Annotated in this window: 26 protein-coding genes and 1 tRNA gene; 17 read left to right on the top strand and 10 right to left on the bottom strand. The window is 57.4% G+C overall.

The features are described 5' to 3' along the window. Window positions 1-57: 57 nt before the first annotated feature. The 5 genes from AAHA41_RS17925 to AAHA41_RS17905 all read right to left on the bottom strand — a co-directional run bounded on the left by AAHA41_RS17925 (window position 58) and on the right by AAHA41_RS17905 (window position 6,018). Window positions 58-612 carry a VOC family protein gene (locus AAHA41_RS17925; protein ID WP_323070858.1) on the bottom strand — a complete coding sequence of 185 codons (555 nt, stop codon included), beginning with the start codon at window positions 610-612 and terminating at the stop codon, window positions 58-60. Further along, on the bottom strand, window positions 606-1,370 hold the full coding sequence (locus tag AAHA41_RS17920) for a hypothetical protein (protein ID WP_041207454.1): 765 nt from the start codon (window positions 1,368-1,370) through the stop codon (window positions 606-608). Before AAHA41_RS17920 ends, AAHA41_RS17925 begins: the two co-directional genes overlap by 7 nt. A gap of 189 nt (window positions 1,371-1,559) precedes the next feature. Next, a complete protein-coding gene (gene nfsA / locus AAHA41_RS17915) occupies window positions 1,560-2,285 on the bottom strand; it encodes an oxygen-insensitive NADPH nitroreductase (RefSeq protein ID WP_323070857.1) in 726 nt (241 codons plus the stop codon). Between the two features lie 71 nt (window positions 2,286-2,356). Then, entirely contained in the window at window positions 2,357-3,922 is a 1,566-nt protein-coding gene (locus AAHA41_RS17910) for an AbgT family transporter (RefSeq protein WP_323070856.1), read from the bottom strand. A gap of 155 nt (window positions 3,923-4,077) precedes the next feature. Further along, window positions 4,078-6,018, bottom strand: a complete 1,941-nt coding sequence (locus AAHA41_RS17905; RefSeq protein WP_323069853.1) for an EAL domain-containing protein — start codon at window positions 6,016-6,018, stop codon at window positions 4,078-4,080. Between the two features lie 855 nt (window positions 6,019-6,873). Here AAHA41_RS17905 and AAHA41_RS17900 point away from each other — a divergent pair. From AAHA41_RS17900 to AAHA41_RS17890, 3 genes are read left to right on the top strand one after another with little or no spacing between them, the layout of a single operon-like run. Next, window positions 6,874-7,812 (top strand): LysR family transcriptional regulator, encoded by a 939-nt coding sequence (locus AAHA41_RS17900; RefSeq protein WP_041207450.1) that lies wholly within the window; start codon window positions 6,874-6,876, stop codon window positions 7,810-7,812. Between the two features lie 55 nt (window positions 7,813-7,867). Then, entirely contained in the window at window positions 7,868-8,890 is a 1,023-nt protein-coding gene (locus AAHA41_RS17895) for a response regulator (protein WP_201966070.1), read from the top strand. Window positions 8,891-8,898: 8 nt separating this feature from the next. Then, window positions 8,899-9,330, top strand: coding sequence for a PAS domain-containing protein (locus AAHA41_RS17890; RefSeq protein WP_033114543.1), 432 nt, complete (start codon window positions 8,899-8,901; stop codon window positions 9,328-9,330). 95 nt (window positions 9,331-9,425) lie between these two features. Here AAHA41_RS17890 and ltaE read toward each other — a convergent pair whose 3' ends face one another. From ltaE to AAHA41_RS17875, 3 genes are all read right to left on the bottom strand, one after another. Further along, window positions 9,426-10,445 (bottom strand): low-specificity L-threonine aldolase, encoded by a 1,020-nt coding sequence (ltaE, locus tag AAHA41_RS17885; protein ID WP_323069851.1) that lies wholly within the window; start codon window positions 10,443-10,445, stop codon window positions 9,426-9,428. Between the two features lie 112 nt (window positions 10,446-10,557). Then, window positions 10,558-11,259 carry a short-chain dehydrogenase gene (locus tag AAHA41_RS17880; RefSeq protein ID WP_041207886.1) on the bottom strand — a complete coding sequence of 234 codons (702 nt, stop codon included), beginning with the start codon at window positions 11,257-11,259 and terminating at the stop codon, window positions 10,558-10,560. Window positions 11,260-11,346: 87 nt separating this feature from the next. Continuing rightward, on the bottom strand, window positions 11,347-11,754 hold the full coding sequence (locus AAHA41_RS17875) for an XRE family transcriptional regulator (protein ID WP_156852590.1): 408 nt from the start codon (window positions 11,752-11,754) through the stop codon (window positions 11,347-11,349). A 124-nt stretch (window positions 11,755-11,878) separates the two neighbouring features. On the opposite strand from AAHA41_RS17875, the gene AAHA41_RS17870 reads away from it, so the two are divergent. After that, window positions 11,879-12,778: an aldo/keto reductase family oxidoreductase gene (locus AAHA41_RS17870; RefSeq protein ID WP_323069850.1), complete on the top strand. Its 900-nt coding sequence runs from the start codon at window positions 11,879-11,881 to the stop codon at window positions 12,776-12,778. A 71-nt stretch (window positions 12,779-12,849) separates the two neighbouring features. Here the strand turns inward: AAHA41_RS17870 and AAHA41_RS17865 are convergent, their stop codons facing one another. Together AAHA41_RS17865 and AAHA41_RS17860 are read right to left on the bottom strand one after the other, a co-directional pair. Then, window positions 12,850-13,131, bottom strand: coding sequence for an RNA-binding protein (locus AAHA41_RS17865; protein WP_323069849.1), 282 nt, complete (start codon window positions 13,129-13,131; stop codon window positions 12,850-12,852). A gap of 216 nt (window positions 13,132-13,347) precedes the next feature. Further along, window positions 13,348-13,890 carry a hypothetical protein gene (locus AAHA41_RS17860; protein ID WP_323069848.1) on the bottom strand — a complete coding sequence of 181 codons (543 nt, stop codon included), beginning with the start codon at window positions 13,888-13,890 and terminating at the stop codon, window positions 13,348-13,350. A gap of 106 nt (window positions 13,891-13,996) precedes the next feature. Here AAHA41_RS17860 and AAHA41_RS17855 point away from each other — a divergent pair, with 106 nt between their 5' ends. From AAHA41_RS17855 to AAHA41_RS17795, 13 genes are all read left to right on the top strand, one after another. Further along, on the top strand, window positions 13,997-14,767 hold the full coding sequence (locus AAHA41_RS17855; protein ID WP_323069847.1) for an amino acid ABC transporter ATP-binding protein: 771 nt from the start codon (window positions 13,997-13,999) through the stop codon (window positions 14,765-14,767). Further along, a complete protein-coding gene (locus tag AAHA41_RS17850; protein WP_323069846.1) occupies window positions 14,760-15,563 on the top strand; it encodes an amino acid ABC transporter permease in 804 nt (267 codons plus the stop codon). Before AAHA41_RS17855 ends, AAHA41_RS17850 begins: the two co-directional genes overlap by 8 nt. Then, a complete protein-coding gene (locus tag AAHA41_RS17845; RefSeq protein WP_323069844.1) occupies window positions 15,560-16,381 on the top strand; it encodes a transporter substrate-binding domain-containing protein in 822 nt (273 codons plus the stop codon). The genes AAHA41_RS17850 and AAHA41_RS17845 overlap by 4 nt, the downstream gene beginning before the upstream one ends. After that, window positions 16,381-17,262 (top strand): amino acid ABC transporter permease, encoded by an 882-nt coding sequence (locus AAHA41_RS17840; RefSeq protein WP_323069842.1) that lies wholly within the window; start codon window positions 16,381-16,383, stop codon window positions 17,260-17,262. The genes AAHA41_RS17845 and AAHA41_RS17840 overlap by 1 nt, the downstream gene beginning before the upstream one ends. Then, entirely contained in the window at window positions 17,256-17,993 is a 738-nt protein-coding gene (gene mepA, locus AAHA41_RS17835; protein ID WP_323069841.1) for a penicillin-insensitive murein endopeptidase, read from the top strand. Before AAHA41_RS17840 ends, mepA begins: the two co-directional genes overlap by 7 nt. A 44-nt stretch (window positions 17,994-18,037) precedes the next feature. After that, window positions 18,038-18,643, top strand: coding sequence for a LemA family protein (locus AAHA41_RS17830; RefSeq protein WP_201908553.1), 606 nt, complete (start codon window positions 18,038-18,040; stop codon window positions 18,641-18,643). After that, window positions 18,640-19,368 (top strand): TPM domain-containing protein, encoded by a 729-nt coding sequence (locus tag AAHA41_RS17825; protein ID WP_323069840.1) that lies wholly within the window; start codon window positions 18,640-18,642, stop codon window positions 19,366-19,368. The genes AAHA41_RS17830 and AAHA41_RS17825 overlap by 4 nt, the downstream gene beginning before the upstream one ends. 21 nt (window positions 19,369-19,389) lie before the next feature. Next, complete coding sequence (locus AAHA41_RS17820; RefSeq protein ID WP_041207438.1) at window positions 19,390-20,007, top strand: TPM domain-containing protein; 618 nt, start codon at window positions 19,390-19,392, stop codon at window positions 20,005-20,007. Between the two features lie 145 nt (window positions 20,008-20,152). Further along, a tRNA-Ser gene (locus AAHA41_RS17815) sits at window positions 20,153-20,240 on the top strand. Window positions 20,241-20,470: 230 nt separating this feature from the next. After that, window positions 20,471-21,229 (top strand): flagellar motor protein, encoded by a 759-nt coding sequence (locus tag AAHA41_RS17810; RefSeq protein ID WP_033114530.1) that lies wholly within the window; start codon window positions 20,471-20,473, stop codon window positions 21,227-21,229. Continuing rightward, a complete protein-coding gene (locus tag AAHA41_RS17805) occupies window positions 21,204-22,082 on the top strand; it encodes a flagellar motor protein MotB (RefSeq protein ID WP_033114529.1) in 879 nt (292 codons plus the stop codon). The genes AAHA41_RS17810 and AAHA41_RS17805 overlap by 26 nt, the downstream gene beginning before the upstream one ends. Before the next feature lie 363 nt (window positions 22,083-22,445). Beyond that, window positions 22,446-22,850: an NADH-quinone oxidoreductase subunit A gene (locus AAHA41_RS17800; RefSeq protein WP_033114528.1), complete on the top strand. Its 405-nt coding sequence runs from the start codon at window positions 22,446-22,448 to the stop codon at window positions 22,848-22,850. Window positions 22,851-22,879: 29 nt separating this feature from the next. Then, entirely contained in the window at window positions 22,880-23,554 is a 675-nt protein-coding gene (locus AAHA41_RS17795) for an NADH-quinone oxidoreductase subunit B (RefSeq protein WP_033114527.1), read from the top strand. Window positions 23,555-23,556: the final 2 nt, after the last annotated feature.

The raw sequence follows: 23,556 nt of genomic DNA, 5'->3' as shown, positions 1-23,556 counted from the left end.
GAAGAGAGGGTCCCCCGGGTGCCCCTCTCTATCTACCGATATCAATCTTCCAAGCCCTTAGTGGGTCTCGAAATAGTCGTCAGGTACCGCCACCACTGCACCTGTCGCCACCTCTTCGGCGATCACCTCGGCCAGCGGGCGCAGGTGAAACTTGATCTGCCCGGAAGGCAGCATCAGCGCCACATCGGGATTGCGACTATCCAGCATGTTGCCGGTTTTAAAGGGAAGCTCGGGATGGCACTCCACCAGTGTCTGAAGGGAAGGCACCACCAGCTCGATATGCTCAAGCCCGGCCTGATGAGTGCGGCCCGGTTTGGGCGCGGCCAGCTCGATGCAGGGAACGCGTACCGCTCCGACCTGTACTGGCTGATGCAGCTGATAAGTAGCGATGGGACGACCACCAATCATCCCTTCCACCAGCAACTCCCCTGCCCCTGACAAGAGTTCGTCGAGGTGCTGATATTCGGGCAAGGTGGCGGCACGATAGCAGAGGTGGTCGATGTGAGGTTCAGTGAAAGAGAGGCCACATTCGGCCAATTCAGCCAACAACCGGGCAACAAAAGGGGCCATCGGCCCCAAAGTAGAATCGAGTGGGTGAGACATGCTTACCATTTCTTCTTGGGTTGAAACAGGACATCGAGCTCGTCGGCTTCCTTGTCCTTGATGTTTTGCAGATCCTGCGCGCTGTTTTGCTGCTGCAGCTCTTCGAGCTCCTTGAGCCCCTGCCGCATATCCTCTTCACGAGCCAGCAGATAGGGATCCTTGTCCACTACACTGGCCATGGCGGAGAGCCCTTTGGTGTAGAGCTGGCGGCAAGTGCCGTACTGGCCCTGAATACGGGCGTCCATCGCCCGCTTGACCAGATTCGAGATATTGATCTTCAGCTGCATCAGCTCGAGGCGGCGATCTTCCTGGGCAAACCCTTGTGGATCAATCTTGCCCTTGTTGTGCTCGACCCGCAGCACGGCCCGCATCTTCTTGACCAGCTGCAGCATCTGGATGGCCTGGCGATCGGACTCGGGCGTCTTGAAGTGCCCCTCATCCTGCGCGCTGTAGTTCTCCTGCACATTCTTGATCTGGGTCTGCACATCAACGATGCGCTGCTTGATCTGGCTGTTTGGCATCACCTGGGCAATAGCGCGATAGGCATCCAGAATGCGGTGTTGCATCAGCAGCACCATGTTTTTGGAAAAGGGCACCAGATTGACGTTCAGCAGCACCTCTTCGGTCTCGTCAGCCACCGTTTTGTGTCTGGCAACCGCGTGGCGCTTATCCGACTCAGCTTTCTGCTTATATTGCTGCACCACGTTATAGGCGATAACCAAAAACAGGAGTGCGCCAATAGACAGCAATACCAAAGTTAAAATCATAGGATGTTCAAACCCCTGTCCCAATCCAATTGCGTGATCCTACAACAGCTTACCCACTTAAGGTAGCCTGCAGATCCCCCCTTGCCCACGATTTGTCACCAAGCTGGGCGGCAGCTCCCGGAGAGATGGCAGGATCAAGAGGGAGCGCACAAGATGCACGCTCCCTTTTAGTATCGCCCATCAGGCTCATTACTTGAGGTTAAAGCCTCGGGATTGCAGGAAGCCCAGCATAAAAGGACGGGACTCCTTGGTCAGGATGGCGCGGATCTGGCCGCTCCAGGTCTGTTGCTTGTTGTTGCTGCTGCGAGCCTGATAGTAGGCCTCAATCAGCTGATCGTAGTGAGCCAGCAAGTCGCGATCCAGCTCGCGCTGATAGCGCTCCTGATGCACCACCAGTGCCCGTGGCAAACGTGGTTTCTGCTCAGGCTGCTGGGCAGGATGACCGAGGCAGAGGCCAAAGAGCGGGATCACCCGATCAGGCAAGCCCAGCAGCTCGCTCACCTCGGCCGGATGGTTGCGCAGACCACCGATATAAACCCCGCCCAGCCCCAGCGACTGCGCCGCCAGCAGGGCATTTTGCCCCATGATGGCACCGTCGATGGCACCGATCAGCAGCTGCTCCGCATAGCCGGTCTGGGCATCTGGCACTATCTGGCTGTGGCGGTGGTAATCGGCGCAAAACACCAGAAACTCCGCCGCTTGTTCAACATAGGGCTGATTGCCTGCCAGCTGTGCCAGCTGCTTGCGAGCTTCAGGCCCGGTCACCCGAATGATGCTGGTCACCTGCAGAAAACTTGAGGTCGATGCCGACTGGGCGGCGGCCAGAATGGCGTCCAGCTGCTGCGAACTGATGGGCTCGGCAGTGAACTGACGAATGGAGCGATGGGAAAGGATAAGATCGATGGTCTGATTCATGGCACCTCCAGAGTGAGGTAACACCATAGCGAAAAAAACGAGGGAGCCCAAGGCTCCCTCGCATACCCCGCTCAGGGGGCCGGATAGACATACGGTGCTTGCAACCCGAGCGGGAAGCCAAGCGCCCAGTAGAGCAGCAGGAAGATGGTCCAGCTCACCAGGAAGGCCAGCGAGTAAGGCAGCATCATGGAGACCAGAGTGCCGATCCCGGTGCTCTTCACATACTGCTGGCAATAGACCACCACCAGCGGGAAGAAGACCATCAACGGGGTGATGATGTTGGAAGCGGAATCACCAACACGGTATGCCGCTTGGGTCAGCTCGGGGGAGATCCCGACAGCCATCAGCATCGGCACCAGAATGGGGCTGATCAGCGCCCACTTGGCGGATGCCGACCCCACCACCAGATTGACGGTCGCAGTCAGCAGGATCATTCCGACAATGGTGATTTCACCGGGCAACGCCAGTGCATGGAGCACCTCGGCACCGGAAAGGGCCAGCAGGGTGCCCAGATTGGAATCGCCAAACGCCTTGATGAAGAGCGCGCAGAAGAAGGCCATCACCATGTAGGAGCCCATCTTGTTCATGGTGGCCGACATGGCGTCGATCACATCCTTGCCACTCTTGAAGTTGCCCGCCACGAAGCCGTAGACAATCCCCGGCAGGATAAAGAGCAGGAAGATGAGCGGCACGATGGACTTCATCACGGGGGCGGCAAAGGTGGTCAGAGAACCATCGGCAGCACGCAGCGGTGAATCGCTCGGGGAGAGCGCCAGCGCCAGCAGCACGATGGCAGCCAGCATGGCAAAACCGGCCCAGTTGAAAGCACGGCTCTCCTGAGCTGTATAGCGGCCCATATCGTCGGCACTCTCCAGATCGTCGTTGAGCGCGACATGCTTGAGACGGGGCTCCACCACCTTCTCGGTGACAAACCAGCCGACGCAGATGATCAACAGGGAGGATGCACCGGTAAAGATGATGTTGCACAGGGTATTGACCATGTACTCGGGGTCAAGGATCTGGGCAGCAGACTGGGTAAAGCCCTGCAGCAAGGCATCGCCACCGGATGGCAGGAAGTTGGCGGCAAAACCGCCTGAAACACCGGCAAACGCGGCAGCGATACCCGCCAGCGGATGACGACCCGCGGCGTGGAAGATAATGCCGCCAATGGGGATCACCAGCACATAACCCGCATCCGCTGCGGTATGACTGACGATGGCCACCAGGATCAACATGGGGGTGAGGAAACGGGCCGGGGTCACTTTCAGCAGCTTTTTCAGGCCGGTATTGATGAAACCGGACTGCTCGGCCACCCCAACCCCCAGCATAGCCACCAGCACGATGCCTAACGGGGCAAAGCCGGTAAAGGTCGTAACCATGGTGGAGAGAAACTCGGCCAGACCGGCGCCGGTCAGCAGGTTGTTGACCACGACCGCTTCGCCAGTACGGGGATTGACCAGATCAAACTGGAATTGGGACAACACCCAGGAGCCGATCCAGACGATCAGCAGGGCGTAGAGAAACAGCATGGCGGGGTCGGGTAACTTGTTCCCGGCTTTCTCGACGCCATTGAGGAAACGGTTCAGCCAGCCACTGGGTGGGCTGGCCGGGCGGGCCTTGGTTGCAGCATGACTCATTATTGCGATACTCCTTTCCCTAGAAATGAGGCCGCATGCTAGCAATCCTTACCGTCAACACCCATGACGCACTGCAAAGAATCGATTAATTTAGATTAATTAATTCAATATAAAATGCCAAATTGTGGCCTGACGCACATTCACTATCCTGCCATTCAAATGCTGACCAGTGGATAACGCCCTACCGGACACTCGACCACAAAGCCGCTCTCCTCGACTTGCGCCACCGTCAGCGGCTTGCTGAAGAGATAGCCCTGGAACACATGGCACCCCTGAGTCTGCAGCGCATCAAGCTCATGTGGATCCTCTACACCTTCGGCCATGATGCCGAGACCAAGGCTGGTAGCCATGGCGGCTGTCGCCCGGATCACCGGCAGATTGAGCCCGACCACAAAGGAGCGATCCAGCTTGATGGTGTCGATAGGCAGCCGATTAAGGTAGGCCAGTGATGAGTAGCCAGTGCCGAAGTCGTCGATGGCGATATTGATCCCCTGATCGCTCAAGGCATCCAGAATACCGAGACACCCCTTCATATCGAGCATCAATACGGTTTCGGTCAGCTCCAGAGTCAGGAGTGATGCCTCAACGCCATACAGCTCAAGCTGCTGACGCACCTGCACCGGCAACGAGGAAGATAGCTGGAAACCGGAGAGATTCACCGAAACGGGCACTCGCTTGCCAAACTGCTTTTCCCACTGCGCCACCTGAGCCAGTGCTGTGCCAAGCACCCAGCTGCCGATCTCGCGGATCAGCCCCATCTCCTCGGCCAGCGGAATAAACTCCACAGGCGAGACATGACCCAGTATCGGGTTGTACCAGCGCAGCAGCGCTTCGTAGCCAATCAACGCGCCTTTTGCTGTATCCACCTGCGGCTGGTAACAGAGACTCAGCTCCTGTCGGCCAATTGCCTTGGCCAGGAACTGCTTGAGGTTCAACTTGCGCTGCAGGGTCTGCTGCATGCTGGGAGTAAAACGCTGCCAGCGCAACCGTCCCATCTGCTTGGCCTGATACATGGCCATATCGGCCCGGGTGATCAGGTTGTCACCGTCATCCGCGTCATCGGGATAGATGGCAATACCGATACTGCCGCCAATGGTCACTTCCGGCAGGCCGCTCAGTTGCAGCGGGCGCGTCATCTGGGAGAGCATCTGATCGGCGATTTCCTGAGCCCTTTCACCGTTGCTGCCAAGCGGTACCAGCGCAGTAAACTCGTCTCCACCAAGGCGCGCCAACTCCACATCTCGCGGGCAAATCTGCTTGAGGCGACCGGCGACCCGCTCCAGCAGGCGATCGCCCGCCTTGTGGCCGTAGTTGTCGTTGACCAGCTTGAAGTTATCCAGATCCATGAAGACCAGCGCGAAACGCTCACCCAGGCCGCAATAAGCCTCGAGGGATTTCATCAAGCCATAGCGGTTGAGCAATCCGGTCAACGAGTCGTGCCAGGCAAGGTGGCGATGCTCCAGCTCTTCGAGTTTGCGATCGGTGATATCCCGCATGGTGAGCAGGATCCGCGCCCCTTGCTGGATGTAACGGAACTGATACTGGAACCAGCGCATCCCCTTGAGGGTGCGGCACTCCCCCTCGGTCACCACCTCATCAAGACGGGACAGCTTCTGGTAAAAGCCGCCATCCTTGTTGGCAAAAACCTGGGAGAGCTGGGTGATCCGGTGGCCAAAGCACATCTCGAAGTGGTAATTGCCACTCTCGAACGCCCCTTTGCTGTCAAACAGACAGGCCAGGGTATCGCCAGTCGCCAGAGAAGATTCCTGATAGAGGGTATCCGAGTCGAGCACCGCCTCGGTCATCATCATCAAACGCCCCGCGATCTGCACCCCGGAAAGACGCAGATAAATCTGCTTCTTTATCCCTTTTGGAGATAGGGTCCACCACTCGTTGTAGCTGCGCCCCAGCTGAAAATCGCCGAGATAGCGCTGCAACAGCAGATCGATAGCGGTTGCCATATCGGCAGAGAAATCCCGCGCGCATAACTCATCGAGGGAGGCTGCCTCCCACACCAAGAGTGCGGCACGGTTTGCCCAGAAAATATGGTGATGCTCGATGTCATACACCCAGATCGGTGTATGCAGCACGTCCATGGTTTTCAGTAACCGTTCATCAAGCGTATTCATCTGGTTAATGTCATTCATGCGGAAGGGTCACTGGCCACCGGAAAACGGATCACGCAAGCTGCCACAGGCAGAATGCAAGATGCAAATATCTCTCGACTCGTATCTCACTAACCTAGTCAAGAGCAGGAAAACCATTTCATATATCGACGACAGAGCAGCATATCTTGAATTACAGGCAATGACGCAATCCGAAGCTCACTCTGTCAAAAAACATTGTCTGCTCGATTTTTATCTTTTTTTCTCAGATAAAACAAGCACTAAGAGTTACCCACTCGAGACCATACATGTCAATTTTTCAATTCAATACAATATCTTTACTATCAACAAACTAATCAAAAACAATAACTCTCTCTCTACTCTGCGATAAAACTTTCATTAATTAACCAAGCGGATGGTTAAACAGACAAAAAGACGCCAGCATGTGCAAAAATGAAGCAATGACGGCAAAATGTCGGTTCATAAATTCAGGTGATGTTTGAAAAGAGACCAAACTGCGAATATATGACCTGGCTCACATTTTCTTGCGACGGAAAATAGCCGACCAGAGGGAGCGATCATCCCCTCTGTCACCCACCGGTTGCAGTTTCTGGCAAGAGATAACGGCTGTTTTGCAGATCAGCACATCCTTGTATCGCCAATCAGCACCCAGCGAAACTAACCTCTCCTGCCCGTACCAGCAGCCGGACTTCACACTACCTATAAGTGAGTAACAAAATAGTATCAATAGAAATCGAACCCAGATCAATTAAACGCTGAATTACGCTTGCCAACCCTGAATGCTCTTTTTAAGGTGGCCCCCTTGTTACACCAAGAACAGCGTTTATGAAGCACATCGAAGAGTTCTACCTGTTCGTCAAGGTGGTGCAAGAGGGAGGTTTCTCCCACGCCGCAGCCGCACTGGGCATGCCAACAGGCACCATCAGTCGACGCATATCCCAGCTTGAAGAGCACTTGGGATGTTCCCTGCTACACCGCTCGACCCGCAAACTTCGGATGACCGACGAGGGGCTGCGCTACTATGAGCGCCTCTGCACCCCGCTTGGCGAAATCGAACAGGCCACCGGCGAGATCCGGGGCAAAGAGGCCGACATCTCCGGCATTATCCGGATTGCTGCGCCCATCGCCCTCTCCAATACCATCCTGATCGATATGCTGGCCGAGTTCGGGTTGCACTATCCCGCGGTGCAATTCGAGATCTCCCAGACCAACGATCACCAGCACCTGTTCGATAACGACCGGGACCTAGTTTTCTTCAACGGTGAGCTGCCCCAATCACTGCCCAATGCGCGCTGTCTTGGCCATATCGAGTACGGGCTCTTTGCCTCACCGCTCTATCTGGCTAAAAAAGGGACTCCAGCTCACCCCAATCAGCTGGAAGAGCACGATCTCATCTACTGCTGGCCCCACCAGCACTGGCAACTGACCGACAAAGAGGGGCAGCTTGTCTGCATCAAACGGGGGGCCAAGCTGGCGGTTAACCAGACGCAGGCTGCCGTACGTGCCGCCAGACGCCACCTCGGGATCGTCAATGCCCCGCTCCACTACGTGCATAGCTTCTTGCAGGATGAGCAGTTGCGCCCCGTGCTGCCCGACTGGCAAACCGGCAATCGCCCCTTCTACATGCTCTGCTGCCAGCACCAGTTCGCCCCGTTGCGTGTTAAGATGTTTGCTGAATTTGTTGAAAAATATTCCGCGCGCTATCGCAACAGACAGTGGGACAATCAATTTTCACAAGGTGATACCCTCACCCATTGCATCTGACCGTTAGCGGGCCACACTTAATAGCACTCCTTGCCAACAGAGCCTGCCTAACGCCATGAATGTATTGATCTGTGATGACTCCGGGTTCGCCCGCAAACAGTTGGCGCGGGCCCTCCCCGCCGACTGGAAAGTCGACTTGCACTATGCAGCCAATGGTCTTGAAGGGATCGAGCAGGTGCTGATGGGCCATGGTGACCTCATCTTTCTCGACCTCACCATGCCGGAAATGGATGGTTATGGCGTGCTGGAAACCCTCCAGCGGGAAGGGCTGCGCAACAAGGTCATCGTCGTCTCCGGTGACATCCAGCCGGAGGCCTATCAACGGGTGATGGGACTGGGTGCGCTCGATTTCATCAAGAAACCCGCAGCCCCCGAAACCCTGCTTGCCCTGCTCAAACAGCACGGTTTCTGGAGCGCAGAGCCAGGCAACACGGCCGCAACGGCTACGGCACCAACCGGTGGCGTCGTCGCCGATGCAGGCGTCAAGATCACTCCGGAGATCCGCGACGTCTATCAGGAGCTGGCCAACGTCTCCATGGGCCAGGCCGCCGACCTGCTGGCCCGGCTGCTCAACGCCTTCGTGGTGTTGCCGATCCCCAACGTCAACGTGCTGGAAGTATCAGAGTTGCATATGGCCCTCTCTGCCGCCGCCGACTCGGATACCCTCTCCGCCGTGTGTCAGGGCTTTATCGGAGCGGGGATCGCAGGCGAAGCGCTGATCCTGTTCCATGACTCCAGCTTCAAGGATCTGGCCAAGCTGATGAACCATCAGGGAACGCTGGATCGCACTGCCGAGCTGGAGCTGCTGATGGATACCGCCAACGTGCTGATCGGTGCCTTCCTGCGCGGCTACGCCAACCAGCTCGACACCCCCTTCAGTCAGGGCCATCCGGTGGTACTCGGCCAGCACAGACCCATCAACGAGCTCATCAACACCAACAAGAGCCGCTGGCGCCGCACGCTGGCCATCGAGATCAACTACCGGATCCAGGATTACGCGGTACAGTGCGATCTGCTGCTGCTGTTTACCGAAGATTCCATCGCCACCATGAACAACAAAATCATGCACATGCTCTAGGAGTGACTATGGAAATCCGCGAATTTCACTGGTTGATGAACATAGTCCAGAACTTGGACGTTGGATTGGTGGTGCTCGACAAGGAGTACAAGGTTCAGGTTTGGAACGGCTTTATGGAGAGCCACAGCGGACGGCTGGCTGGCGAAGTCCGCGATGGCGTGCTGTTCGACCTATTCCCCGATGTGGATCGGGCCTGGTTCGAGCGCAAGGCCAATATGGTGTTCAAGCTGAACAACCGCGCCTTCAGCACCTGGGAACAGAAACCCTATCTGCTGCGTTTCTCCAACTACCGCCCCATCACCGGCTCGGCCCCCCATATGTTCCAGAATCTGACTCTGGTGCCACTCGCCGATTTCGGTGGTCAGGTGACCCACATCGCGGTGATGATCTACGATGCCACCGATGAAGCCATGCTGATGAGCGGCCAGCGGCAGGCTTGACCGGACGGCTAATAAAACAGGGCGCCACGGCGCCCTGTTTTGTTTCGATATAAACAAGTCTCGCTATAAACGAGAGTCTGTATCAACAAACGTTATCAACGTGCCCCGAGATACTCGGTAAAGGCATCGATAACCTCTTCGATATCGTCGTCATTGATCTGCAGATGCGTCACCAGCCGCAGCTCGCCATAACCGGAGAAGAGAATGCCCCGCTCCTTCATAAAAGCGAGCAGCTGTGCCGGCTCCCCTTTGGCAAGGCGCAGAAATACCATGTTGCTCTGTACCAGCGAGAGATCCAGCTCAATGCCCGGCAGCGCAGCCAACCCTTGAGCCAACCGTTTGGCTCGGCGATGATCATCAGCTAGGCGCGCAACATGTTGCTCGAGGGCAAACAGGCCTGCTTGTGCCAGCATCCCCGCCTGACGCATGCCACCACCTACCATTTTGCGCAGACGACGTGCCCGGGCGATAAAGTCACGATCACCGACCAGCAGAGATCCCACCGGGGCACCCAGCCCCTTGGAAAGACAAATCGAGATGCTGTCAAACGGCGCGGCAATAACCTCCGCCGGGATATCGCTGGCAACGGCCGCATTGAACAGCCGGGCCCCGTCGAGATGCAGTTTCAGACCATGCTTGGCAACGAAGGCCCCCATCTCTTGCAGGTAGGAGAGTGGTAGCACCTTGCCATTATGGGTGTTCTCAAGACAGATAAGCCGGGTCTGGACAAAATGTGCATCGTCTGGCGCCAGAGCAGCCTTGATGTCGTCGAAGGCCAGGGTGCCATCACGCTGCATGGGCAGCGGTTGCAGCGCCACAGAGCCGAGCACCGCACTCCCCTGCGCTTCAAACCGGTAGATATGGGCGCCAGCACCAAGAATGGCGCCTTCACCCCGCTGGCAATGGCTCATGACCGCCAGCAGATTGGACATGGTTCCCGATGGCACAAACAGAGCAGCCTGCTTGCCAAGCAACTTGGCCCCATATGCTTCCAGCGCATTGACGCTCGGATCTTCGCCGTAAACATCGTCACCGACTTCGGCATGGAGCATGGCCTGACGCATGGCATCAGTCGGCTGGGTAACCGTATCACTTCGTAAATCGATATAGCGCATGAGATCCCTCCTGAAACAGGAGAGTGACGTTAGCCATGGCCCCCCTGTTTGGCAAGGGGAGAGGCTGGATTATGTGAGGTAAACGGGGGCACAGATAGCCATGCAACTCCCTTTACCAGGGGAGTTGCTGACCATTGAGATCCAGTAGCTGACCCGATTGAGACAAAGACAAGCCATCGATCAGGTTGAGCAGCTTGCTCGCCACCTCGGCAGGATCCTGCAGCTGGTCGGCAGGCAGTTCAGCCAGAAAGGGAGCATTCATCGGAGAGTCCATCAAGCCGGGCGCGACCGCAATCACCCCCGCCTGTGCAAAACGCCCCGCCCACTCAAGTGCAAGGGTCTTCACCCCCATATCGAGCGCCGCCTTGCTCATCCGATAGCTGTAGCGCTCCCCCGACTCGTTGGCAGTAATAGAGCCCGCCAGATCCGAGATGGCACAGAGCCAGACCTGGTGATCACCCTTCATCATCCGGCTCAGGCGCGCCGCCAAAGCCAGCGTTGGCCAGGCATTGGCCAGCAGGCTGTCACACAACCACTTGGGCACGACCTCCTCAACCCGTCGCTCCGGCATGGAGCGGGCATCATGGAGCAGACCTATGGTGTTGATGACGACGGAGGGGAGCGGATCCACATCATAGGTCGTAAACAGCGCATCAAACGAGATGACGTCAACCTCCTGCAGCGGGAAAAAGGATCCGACAGGAAGCCCTTTTGGATAGTCGCGCCCAGCCAGCAGAAAAGTCTCATCCCTTGCCATCAGCTCTCTTGCCAGCGCCGAGCCAAGCGCACCGCTTCCGAGGATCAGATAACTCATCGCCATTCCCTGGTTCATGAATTTGTTTAGAGCGTATCAGAATAATCGCGGCCCGTGACCCGGCCTGAACACCGCTCGTTAACCCACCTAAGCTTCTCCGATGTGCCGACCAAACTCGCGGGCCAGCGCCAGATCGAGAAACCCGTCCCCCTTTTTATGGGTGCGCAAAAACTGGTAGTAGGCGAGCAGGATCACCAGCGCCCCCTCATCCGGCAGCACGGCCTCGGGTTGCTGCTCCCGGAGCAGTTGCTGCGCCGCCCCGAGCGCCTCTCTATCCACAACTTCAGCCTGTCGATAGAGATAACCGCAGCCGGTTGCCAGCCATTCGAGCGAACAGTTGGCCCCCATCGCAATCTGGTTGGCCCGCGCCAACCCGGGCTCAGCCCCTTTCAGGTATTTGCGGATCAGCGCCTCGCTCAATCCTACCTTGCGGGCAAAAGCGCTGATGCTCCCCTCTCCGATGAGACTCTGCAGCCGCTCGGCAAACCCATCCATCTATCACTCTCCAATCAGAACTAAAGTACGAACCGTGCCAACCCACATTATTGCTTTGCCAGCGACATGGGGCCAAGATGCCGACAGCCGCTATTTATCCTTCTGACCTTTCAAGGAGTCAACCATGTCTGTATCCCGCATCAGCCTGCATCCGCAAGGCCCCAGCTTTTCACGCATCATCATGGGGTACTGGCGCCTGATGGAGTGGCATCTCGCCCCGGCCGCCCTGCTAGACCTGATGAAATACCATCTGGATCTGGGCGTTACCACTGTCGATCACGCCGACATCTACGGTGGCTACCAGTGCGAGGAGGCCTTTGGCAACGCTCTGCGTCTTGAGCCTTCCCTGCGCGACCGGATGGAGATCGTCACCAAATGCGGTATCGCCCTCACCACCAAGCCGCAGCACGCTCTCAACCACTACAACACCGGCAAGGCCCATATCATCGCCAGTGCCGACGCCTCGCTGCACAAACTCGGCACCGACTATCTGGATCTGCTGCTGATCCACCGTCCGGATCCCCTGATGAACGCCGATGAGGTAGCCGATGCCTTCATCACCCTGAAGCAGGCTGGCAAGATCAAGCATGCCGGGGTCTCCAACTTCACCGCGCGCCAGTTTGAACTGCTGCAATCCCGCCTCCCCTTCCCGCTGGTAACCAATCAGCTGGAGATCTCGCCGCTGCATCAGGAGGGGACGCTCGATGGCACTCTGGACCAATGCCAACAGCTCAATATCAAACCGATGGCATGGTCATGCCTGGGCGGTGGCCGGCTGTTCAACGATCACGCTTGCGAGCCGCTGCGGGCGGAGCTTGAGCGGATCCGCGCAGAAGTGGGAGCCCAGACCATCGAACAGGTGGTCTATGCCTGGGTCATGATGCTGCCAAGCCAGCCGCTGCCGCTCATCGGTTCAGGCAAGCGGGAACGGATTGCTGCCGCCGTTGCATCGGAGTCCATCAAACTTGATCGTCAACAGTGGTTTCGCATTCGCAAGGCTGCGCTCGGTTACGACGTCCCCTGATCCGGGCGAAAACCACCAGAAACAAAAACGGCATGGGGATAACCCATGCCGTTTTGCATTACTGAGGCACCTTAGCGATGGCGCTGCTGAGGGCGGCCACGGGGGACATCTGTCTTCGGTTTGGCCTGGTTGACCGTTACGGTGCGCCCACCAACTTCAGTGCCATGCAGGCCCGCAATCGCCTTTTCAGCGTCAGCGTTGGCCGGCATTTCAATGAAACCAAACCCCTTTGACTGGCCCGTATCGCGGTCGATGATGATATCAACCTTGTCGACCTGTCCAAACTGGCTGAACAGAGTTTTCAGTTCGTCGGCCGTCATGCGGTACGACAGATTACCTACGTAAATCTTCATGCCATCCACTCTCGATTCAAGGTGCCTTCTCTATGCAATCACCAGCATAACGGTAAGGGCACAACCCCTATGCCAGCCCTGCCATGGCTTCATGCCGTGGCTCTCTCCACACTGTTTTCAAGTGATTGTTCTCTTGGGTGAACAGTGCAGACAAGATCAATTCGAGTCACTGGCAGTATCCGAGCTTTACCGGGAATTGTCGAGAAAATAGTCTATTCAGGCTGACTGCAACGCCGCCAGCTGCAGCAGCAGAGCGCGGCGGCCATGCCAGGCCCGTTTAAACCCGAAGCGATAGACAGAGGGACTGACCAGATGCAGCTCACCCGCCTTGAGATCCAGCAGTGCCATGGCAGCGGCAAGTTCAGGCTCGCTCAACTGCAGATCCAGACTGAAATCGAGCCACTGGCCATCGTGGCCTACCCGCCGCTCCTGTTCGAGAGCAACCAGCTGGCTGCGCGGTACCGCCAACGCCTCGTTCTTGTTGCCATTGAGCAGATAGATATGAGCTTCATCCCAGCCAAGCTCTGCCAGCCGCCACGGTTGCCAGCTACGCGGCAGGGCCACCATCAGTGCTATGATGCCGCCAAAGAGAGTACCGACCCAGTTGAGCAGCGCCATCCCCTCCCGACCATCCCACAAGGAGACCGCCACCACGCTCCAGCTCACCAGCAACAGCAGAAAAATGACGCAGCGATAGCGGAGTGCCGGCGGCATCAGCAGTTGTACCTGCTTGTTGGCCAGCAAGGATGTAATAGGCATGAAAAGCTCCTGTCATCACGAAATGGCGCCATTGTGAATAGCCATAGCGCGGCTGACAAGGGGCTTTTCTTTGTCATCCTCCTATAAAATCAATACCATGGCGTAAATGATTCTCAGTGGAACCTGCTCCTTGCTCAGCTCGCAACCCTGCGTACGCTTTTGTGGCGTCAACAAATTCTACGGCGACTTTCAAGCTCTCAATCAGATTGACCTCACCATAGAGCGGGGAGAGAAGTGGGTGATCTGCGGCCCCTCGGGCTCCGGCAAATCGACCCTGATCCGCACCATAAACGGGCTGGAGGGGATCGATAGCGGCCAGCTATCCCTCTTTGGCGAACCGGTAAGCCCCGCCTATGTCCGCAGCCTCAAGGGGCGGGTCGGCATGGTATTTCAGCAATTCAACCTCTTTCCCCATATGACTGTGCTGGAAAACCTGATGGTGGCACCGATGCATACCCTGGGATTGTCGCCACAAGCGGCGCGGGATCGCGCCCTCGGCTTGCTCGAGCGGGTACGCATTCAGGCACAGGCTGACAAATACCCCCACCAGCTCTCCGGCGGTCAGCAGCAACGGGTCGCCATCGCCCGCTCTCTCTGCATGCAGCCTGAGTTGATGCTGTTCGATGAGCCCACTTCGGCCCTCGATCCCGAGATGATCCGCGAAGTGCTGGATGTGATCCGCGAACTCGCGGACGAGGGCATGACCCTGATCTGCGTCACCCACGAGATGGGCTTTGCCCGTCAGGTGGCGGATCGGGTCATCTTTATGGACGAGGGGCGGATCATCGAATCGGCCGCACCCGCCCAGCTGTTTGGCAACCCGACCCAGCCGCGAACCAGAGCCTTTCTGGAGCAGGTGCTCAGCTACCATGACTAACGCAAAACCCGTGCGGCTGCTCGGCTGGCTCTGTGGCACTCTTGTGCTCTCTCTGCTGCTCGGCTGGAGCATATATAGCGGTGCGCAAGCGATGGGATATAAGTGGCAGTGGCCACGCGTATTGCCTTTTTTAGGCGAATGGGATGAAGGAACCTTTTATGCCGGATCCCTGCTAAACGGCTTGCTGGTGACCTTGCAGGTCGCTCTGCTCAGTTTGCTCGGTACGCTGGTGGTCGGGATCTGCGTGGTGAGTCTGCGGCTGCTCCCCTCCCGCCTTGGGCCACTGATTGCCATCGCCTATTTGGGTTTGGTGCGAACCACGCCACAGCTGGTGCAACTCTATATTCTCTACTTCCTGCTCGGCCCCATGCTGGGGCTGGCGCCACTGACCTGCGCCGTGCTGAGCCTCTCTCTCTATCAGGGTGCCTTCACCGCCGAAGTGCTGCGGGCGGGGCTCAAGGCGATCCCCCAAGGCCAGTGGGAGGCGGCACGTACCCTAGGCCTGTCGCGGGCCATTACCCTGCGCAAGGTGATCCTGCCGCAGCTGGTGCGTATCACGCTGCCGCCCCTCACCAACGAGCTGGTATCGCTGATCAAACATTCGGCATTGGTCAGCGTCATTGCCATCTTCGATCTCACCAACGAAGGGCGTACTCTGGTGGCCGATACATTTCTGACTTTCGAGGTGTGGTTCACCGTGGCCGCCCTCTATTTGCTGTTAACGCTGACCCTCTCCGGCTGTGCTCGGCTACTCGCCCGGCATCTGGATCCGGAACAACAAGGACGCCAATCATGACGATTTCCATCAAAACCGCGCTATCGGGTGCCGCCCTGCTGCTGGCGACCCTTTTGACACCGGCACATGCAGACACGGCCCCTTCCGCTACCCAGGCCCGGATCGAGCAGAGCGGCACCCTGCGGGTCGGCATGTCCACCTTCGCCCCCTGGGCGATGCGAGACAAGCAAGGCGCGCTGATCGGCTTTGAGATCGATGTTGCCCGGCGCCTCGCCACCGAGCTCGGCTGGCAAGTGGAGTTTGTGCCCACCGCCTGGGATGGCATCATCCCCTCCCTGCTGGCGAAAAAGTACGACGTCATCATCGGTGGCCTCACCATCACCCCGGAACGGGAGAAGAGCGTGCGCTTCACTCACCCCTATTCCCACTCGGGCATTCAGCTGGCCGCCTCCAGCACGCTGGCCAAAGAGAAGAAAACCATTGCTGACTTCAACCAGCGCGGGGTGATCCTGGCTGTACGCCGTGGCGCATCGCCGGTACAGGTGGCCAAGGCCAACTTCCCCAAGGCAACCCTGCGCCAGTTTGACGATGAATCTCAGGTATTTCAGGAGGTGTTGAACGGTCGCGCCCACGGCGCTCTCTCCTCCTCGCCAAAACCGGAGCAGGAGACGCTGCGCCACCCCGATGCCCTGTTCATGCCCTTTGCCAAGCAGCTGGCTCAGGGCGATGAGGGGTTTGCCCTGCGCAAGGGGGATGACGCGCTGGCAGAACAGTTCAACGAGTGGATCGCCGCCCGTCAGGCCGATGGCTGGCTCAAGGCCCGTCACGACTACTGGTTCAAGTCGCTGGCATGGGAATCACAGGTCGCCAATCCCTGATGCAACGCTTGATAAGCCGAACTATCAAACGATTCAGCTGGCTGGACGGAGTCATAGTGCTGTTGTTGGCACTGGCGGGACTCTGGCTGGCCAGCCGCATCCACATCGGGGTCGCCTATGAGTGGCACTGGCACGATGCCTTCGCGCTGCTCTTTACGCATGGCCCCCATGGCGAGATGCCCTACTTTTTCAGCGGTCTGCTTACTACCTTGCGTATCGCGCTGCTTGGCATGGTGCTGGCGCTGCTGCTCGGCACTGCGCTGGGGGTGGCGGCGTTCAGTCGTCGCCCGTTTCTGGTTCTGCCGGCCACCCTCTTTATCCAGCTCATCCGCAATCTGCCGCCGCTGGTCTTTATCTTCATCTTCTACTTCTTTATCGCCAACCAACTGTTGCCAGCAAGCGGCCTCTCAAGCTGGCTCGGCAACATCTCAATTCCCACCTGGCTGGAAGTGCTGTTTGGCCCGCCCGCTCGCTGGGAGAACCTCATCTCCGGAACCCTCTGCGTCGGTATGATCAGCGCAGCCTTCGTTGCCGAGATCGTCCGCGCCGGTCTTGCCGCCATCCCCAGAGGACAGTGGGAAGCGGCACACAGCCTCGGGTTATCCCCCTGGGTGCGGTTGTGCCATGTGATCCTGCCGCAGGCGATGCTGTTGATGTTGCCTCCCCTCACCGGCCAGCTCATCGCACTGGTGAAAGATACGGCCATTGTTTCACTGATTTCGGTGCAAGAGCTCACCTTCGTCGGTACCGAGATGGCCAACTCGAGCGGGCTGGTTTACGAGATCTGGCTGCTGGTGGCGGCTGCCTATTTATTGATATGTTTGAGTCTGTTTATTCTGCTCAGCCGACTCGAAGCGAAACAAGGAGCACGCAAATGCTGACGTCCCTGTTACTGGCTACTGTGTTGCAAGCCGAAGCGATCGGCGGATACACCGCAGGCTGCCTCAAAAACGCAATGGCACTGCCGCTGGAGGGCCCTGGCTATCAGGTGATCCGCACCAAGCGGCTACGTTACTACGGCCATCCCGATCTCATCCACTATCTGCAGACACTGGCCAACCAGACCCGGATGGCCGGATTGCCGGATCTCTACATCGCCGATCTGGCGATGGCCCATGGAGGCCCCTTTACCACCGGCCATCGCAGCCACCAGACCGGCCTTGATGCCGATATCTGGTTTCGCATGGCCAACCGCCCCATCAGCAAATGGGAGCAGGATGCCCCCAAGGAGTGGGCGCTCATCGACGAACCCAGCTACAAGATGCTGCCGGGTCGCTTCGGGCCGCAACAGCTCACCCTGTTGCGGCTGGCGGCCAGCAAACCCGAGGTGGCCCGCATCTTTGTCAATCCGGTGATCAAGTCGGCGGTCTGCCAGCAGGCTGGTGATGAACCCTGGGTTGCCAAGCTTCGCCCCTGGGTTGGCCACTTCAGCCATTTTCACGTGCGGCTGCGCTGCCCGGCGGGCAGTCCTGATTGCGAGCAGCAAGCGCCTATTCCCCCCGGCAACGGCTGCGGAGCCGAGCTGGCCTCCTGGCTGAAAGACAAACCGCAGCTGCCCAAGGTGTCCAGTATCAACAAGATGACTGTGCTGCCTGCGCGTTGTCGCAACTGACCCCAAGCTGTTATGGTGGTTCCCTGTTTCGCAAGCCATTAATGATGGAGAACGACAAGATGGCCATATCAATCTGGCGCAAAACCACGCAGAGCCTGCTGACTCTGACCCTGCTGCTGGGCCTGACCGGCTGCGGCATGAACAACATCCCGACGCTGGATGAGCAGGTCAAGGCCACGTGGGGACAGGTTGAAAACCAGTACCAGCGCCGGGCAGATCTCATCCCCAATCTGGTAGCAACCGTAAAAGGCTATGCCAGCCATGAACAGGAGACCCTGAAGGCGGTCACCGATGCCCGCGCCCGGGTTGGCAGCCTGCAGGTGAGCGACCCGGCCCAGCTCAAGGAGTTTGAAGCGGCGCAGAATCAGCTCACCAGCGCCCTCTCCCGCCTGATGGTGGTAGTGGAACGTTATCCGGAGCTCAAGGCGGATCAACAGTTCCTCACCCTGCAGGCCCAGCTGGAAGGGACTGAGAACCGTATCGCCGTAGCCCGCCGCGACTATATCGAGGCGGTGCGCCAGTTCAACACCGAGATCCGCACCTTCCCCGGAGTGATCTGGCACAAGATGCTCTACTCAGATCTGGAGGCAAAACCCAGCTTCAGTGCCAAACCCGGAGCGGATGAAGCGCCCAAGGTGAGCTTCCAATGAACATGATGCTGCGCTGGTTGCTTCCCTGTCTGCTGCTCTGGGCCAGTGCCCTGCAAGCAGCACCGGACTTCCCGACGCTGAGCGGGCGGGTAGTGGATGAAGCCAGTCTGATGTCCCGCAAACAGGCCCACCAGCTGACCCAGCAGCTGGCCGCTTTTGAAAAGCGCAGCGGCATCCAGCTGGTCGTGGTCTCCGTCGACAGCTTGCAGGGCGAGACCATCGAAGAGTATGGCTATCAGCTGGGCCGGCACTGGGGGATCGGGCAGAAGGGCAAGGACAACGGCGTCCTTCTGCTCATCGCTCAGGACGAGCGCAAGGTTCGCATCGAAGTAGGCTATGGGCTGGAAGGTGATCTGCCCGATGCCATTGCCGCCAACATCATTCAGACCCGGATCCTGCCTGCGTTCAAACGGGGTGACATGGTGGCAGGGGTCGTTGCCGGCAGTCAGGCTATCATGCAGGCGCTGGGTGGCCAGTATTATCAGCCGACCGACAACGCCAGCAAGGAGGACAAACTCGGTGGCCCCTGGTTATTCATCCTGATGGTGATTGCGATGATCGTGCTCCATAACCTGCGCGGCGGCGGTGGTGGCCCGGGCGGGCGACGTCGTTCGGCCTACATGGCAGGGGGATTTGGAGCTGGCTCCTTTGGCAACCGCTCTGGCGGTGGTTTCAGCGGCGGTGGCGGCAGTTTTGGAGGCGGTGGTGCCTCTGGTGGTTGGTAACAGGGATTAAGAGACAACAACATGATTTCCAAACAGTTTTATCACACGCTTCAGGCCAGGGTCAGACAAGCCGAACAGGCCACGGATGCCGAACTGGTGACCGTGCTGGCCCCGGCCAGCGATGGATATCGCTATATTCCCACCCTCTGGGCCGCTCTGTTGGCTATGCTGACCCCGCTGCTGGTATTCCAGCTTGGCTTCTGGCTCGGCTGGTACGAGATCCTGCTGGTGCAGTGGTCGGTCTGGCTACTGCTGAGTCTGCTGTTCCACTGGACACCCATCAAGATGCGGCTGATCCCGAAACAGGTACGCCAGCACAGGGCCGCCCTGATGGCTCGCCTGCAATTTGTCGAGCAGGGGCTGCACCGCACCCGCGATCGTCTGGGTGTGCTCATTTTTGTCTCGGCTGCCGAGCACTATGTCGAGATCCTGGTGGATGACGGCATTGCCCAGCATATCGACAACAGCCAGTGGCAGGAGATCATCAACGACTTCGTGATGCGGGTACGCAACAACGAGATCGAGCAAGGTTTTCTGGAGTGTGTGGAGCGCACCAGCGCCATTCTGACCGACGCCTTCCCTGCAACTCGTGACCAGAACGAGCTGCCGGACAGCCTGATCATCCTCGACAAGCCCTGAGTCTGATTAAAAAAACAGCTTTCCGTTCAAGGGTTAGGCACTCGAGAAAGATTATGAAAAATAAGGGGAAAAATGGTTGACCCGTCCAGCCATTTCCCCTAAATTACGCCCCGTTCCAGCGCAACAGCGCAGCGAACGAAAATTTGGTGAGGTGTCCGAGTGGCTGAAGGAGCACGCCTGGAAAGTGTGTATACGGCAACGTATCGAGGGTTCGAATCCCTCCCTCACCGCCAAATTTAGAAAAGCCGACCTCAGGGTCGGCTTTTTGCTTTTCTACTGCTTGCTCGCTCTATCTTCCCTATTATTTATCCTGCACTGCCTGCTTTTTAAGCGCCCTCGATATCCATGCCATGCAGACTTGGCCAGAGCTCTAATTTATTGCTCGCAGATTGGATATCATTTTGAAAAACTGATACTTAAATAGCTAAACTAGCCATTATCAACATTCAGGGATGTGTAAAAAATGAGCTTAATCGGCTTGGTGCTGGCGTTGATCGCCATCTTGGGCGGTAACATGATCGAGGGCGGCCATCCCAGTGCGCTACTTGACCTGCCCGCCTTTCTTATCGTAATCGGCGGTACCATCGGTGCTGCACTGACCCAGTTTCCCTTCTCCGTAGTAGGTAACAGCCTGAAACGATTCAAATGGCTGCTTGCCCCTCTCAAACTCGACATGCTGGAACAGGCCCAGCTGCTCGAAACTCTGGCAGGCAATGCCCGGCGCAGCGGTATGCTGGCGCTTGAGGGGATGATTGAAGAGATTAAGGATCCCTTTTTGAAAAAAGGGGTACAGATGATGGTCGATGGCTATGAGAAGACCAAGATCCACGAGGTGCTGGAAAACGAGATCGAATTTGAACAGGAAGATCTCGAACAAACTGTCAAATTCTATGAAGCCATGGGGGGCTACTGCCCGACCATGGGGATCGTGGGTGCGGTATTCGGCCTCATCCACGCGATGGGCTTGCTGGATGCTCCGGACAAACTCGGTGGTGCCATCGCGGTAGCCTTTATCGCAACCATCTACGGGGTATCAGCCGCCAACCTCATCTTTTTGCCATTTGGCAACCGCTACAAGGCATTTGCTCACCAGATCCGCCACTACAAGGAGATGACCCTCACCGGCATTCTCTGCATCGTGGATGGCGAGTCTCAAGCCAGACTGCAAGTAACACTCGAACCCTATCTGGGAGGTCATGGTGGCCAAAAAGAAAAAGGCTGAAGCGCCAGAGAACCACGAACGCTGGCTGGTCTCCTATGCCGACTTCATGACTCTATTGTTCGCCCTGTTCGTGGTGCTCTACTCCTTTGCGATGGCCAAACAGTCCGAGACCCGAGTGCTGATCCAGGGCTTTATCGAGTCGCTGGGTAAAATTGGTCTGGTCTCCCCTCCCGCCGGTTCACCTGTTATGCAGGGGGGGACAGGCATCCTCGAGCCGGAATCCAAAACCACACCGAGCAGCCCGAAGAAAGAGACGGTGCTGGAGAAGGATGCTCCGATGGCGGCATCTGACCCGTTCAACGAGACCATAGGCGCCTCGGAGAAGCCGAGTGCCACCGAATCCTGGCCACACAAGACCAAAGAGCAGGAGTGGGTTCAGGTCACCAAGAAGAAACTTGAGCAGCAACTCAAGGCACAGATTGAATCCAAGGATCTGGAAGTCGAGCAGCTTGGCAGTCAGTTGGTGATCCGCATCGGCGAGAAGGCGCTCTTCCCGGCCGACTCGGCATTTCTGCAGCCCCAGTTTGTACCGCTGGTCAACAAGATATCGGGCATTCTTGCCGATATTCCGGGGGCCATAGTCGTCACTGGTCACACCGATGATTCACAGGCTCCGGTAGAGCTCTACCGCAACAACTGGGAACTGTCAGTACTGCGCGCCTCCGCGATAGTGCAGACACTGCTTGGCAATCCCAAACTGGATGCCAAGCGGGTTATTGCCCAGGGCGTAGCTGATACCCAGCCACGCTATGCCAATGACACCGCAGATCATCGGCAAGCCAACCGCCGGGTCGAGATCACCCTCTCTCAAGGTAAAGCCGCCGAACAGGCTCTTCCCCTGCTCAAACCCTGAGCGATAACCCCCTCCGCATAAAACCACCGCCCTGACTTAACACAGGGCGGCGGGTAACCCCTTTCAAAAAGCACAGACATATAGCCACTTATTTTAAATGGCTATTCCAGACAGAAATGCAGCCATTTGTCGCTGGATAATAATCAACCTTCTAAAGCTCAAATTTCAGACATGCCATCTGATCTGACCAGCGTCAATTACATACATTTTTCTCAATAAAATTGAGCTCCGTAACAAAATTTAATTTCCACTTAACCGATTAATAATTAATCCATAAAAATGACATGTAAATCAGTACTAAAGTGTCATAATGCGTGACATCATTGTTACACCGTATGATTAATTCGGTTAGGGAAAACCTCTATGTTTGCTGATATTGCTGTTCAACATTGGGCTTTTGCCATTTACGTCATTGCAGCTATTTGCCTCTGCCTGGGGATGATCGGCCTCGCGGCCGTGCTGGGTGGCCGTGCTCATGGCCGCACCAAAAACAAACCCTTCGAATCGGGCGTTGACTCGGTCGGCAGTGCCCGGCTGCGTTTTTCCGCCAAGTTCTATCTGGTCGCCATGTTCTTCGTCATCTTCGATGTCGAGGCACTCTACCTGTTCGCCTGGTCCGTTTCCGTTCGCGAAAGCGGCTGGGTCGGTTTCATTGAAGCCACCATTTTCATCGGTCTGCTGTTGATCGGTCTGGTCTACCTCTGGCGCATCGGTGCGCTGGAGTGGTCGCCGCGCAAACCGCAGCTGAACAACAAAAACAGTGACTGAATCACAGACCCTTTCCTTGAGGTTGCACCATGAAGTACACCCTTACCCGGATAGACCCGGATGCACCGGTTGAACGCTATCCCCAGGAGCAGAGCCAAACCGTCGATGACCCTCTGATGCAGCAAGCCGAGCGCGGCATCCTGATGGGACGGGTCGAGGAGGTGTTGCAAAATGCCGTCAACTGGGGTCGCAAGAACTCCCTGTGGCCCTACAACTTCGGTATCTCCTGCTGCTACGTGGAGATGTGTACCGCCTTCACCTCACCCCACGATGTGGCCCGCTTCGGGGCCGAAGTTATCCGAGCCTCTCCCCGTCAGGCCGATTTCATGGTGATCGCAGGTACACCCTTCATCAAGATGGCCCCCGTCATCCAGCGTCTCTATGAGCAGTTGCTCGAGCCCAAATGGGTGATTTCGATGGGTGCCTGTGCCAACTCCGGCGGTATGTATGACATCTACTCGGTGGTTCAGGGCGTCGACAAGTTTCTGCCGGTCGATGTTTACATTCCGGGTTGCCCGCCCCGTCCCGAAGCCTTTTTGCAAGCCCTGATGCTGTTGCAAGACTCTATCGGCAAGGAGCGTCGCCCCCTCTCCTGGGTGGTTGGCGATCAGGGGATATATCGTCCCGAGATGCCGGCCGAGAAGGACCGCAAACGCGGCGAGCGGATTGATGTGACCAACCTGCGCACGCCGGATGAGATCTGACC

The organism is Aeromonas sp. SER, from assembly GCF_038739615.1.
Taxonomy (GTDB): Bacteria; Pseudomonadota; Gammaproteobacteria; order Enterobacterales; family Aeromonadaceae; genus Aeromonas; species Aeromonas jandaei.
The sequence above is the reverse complement of the archived record's forward strand: the minus strand, read 5'-3'. Positions and strand labels throughout refer to the sequence as shown.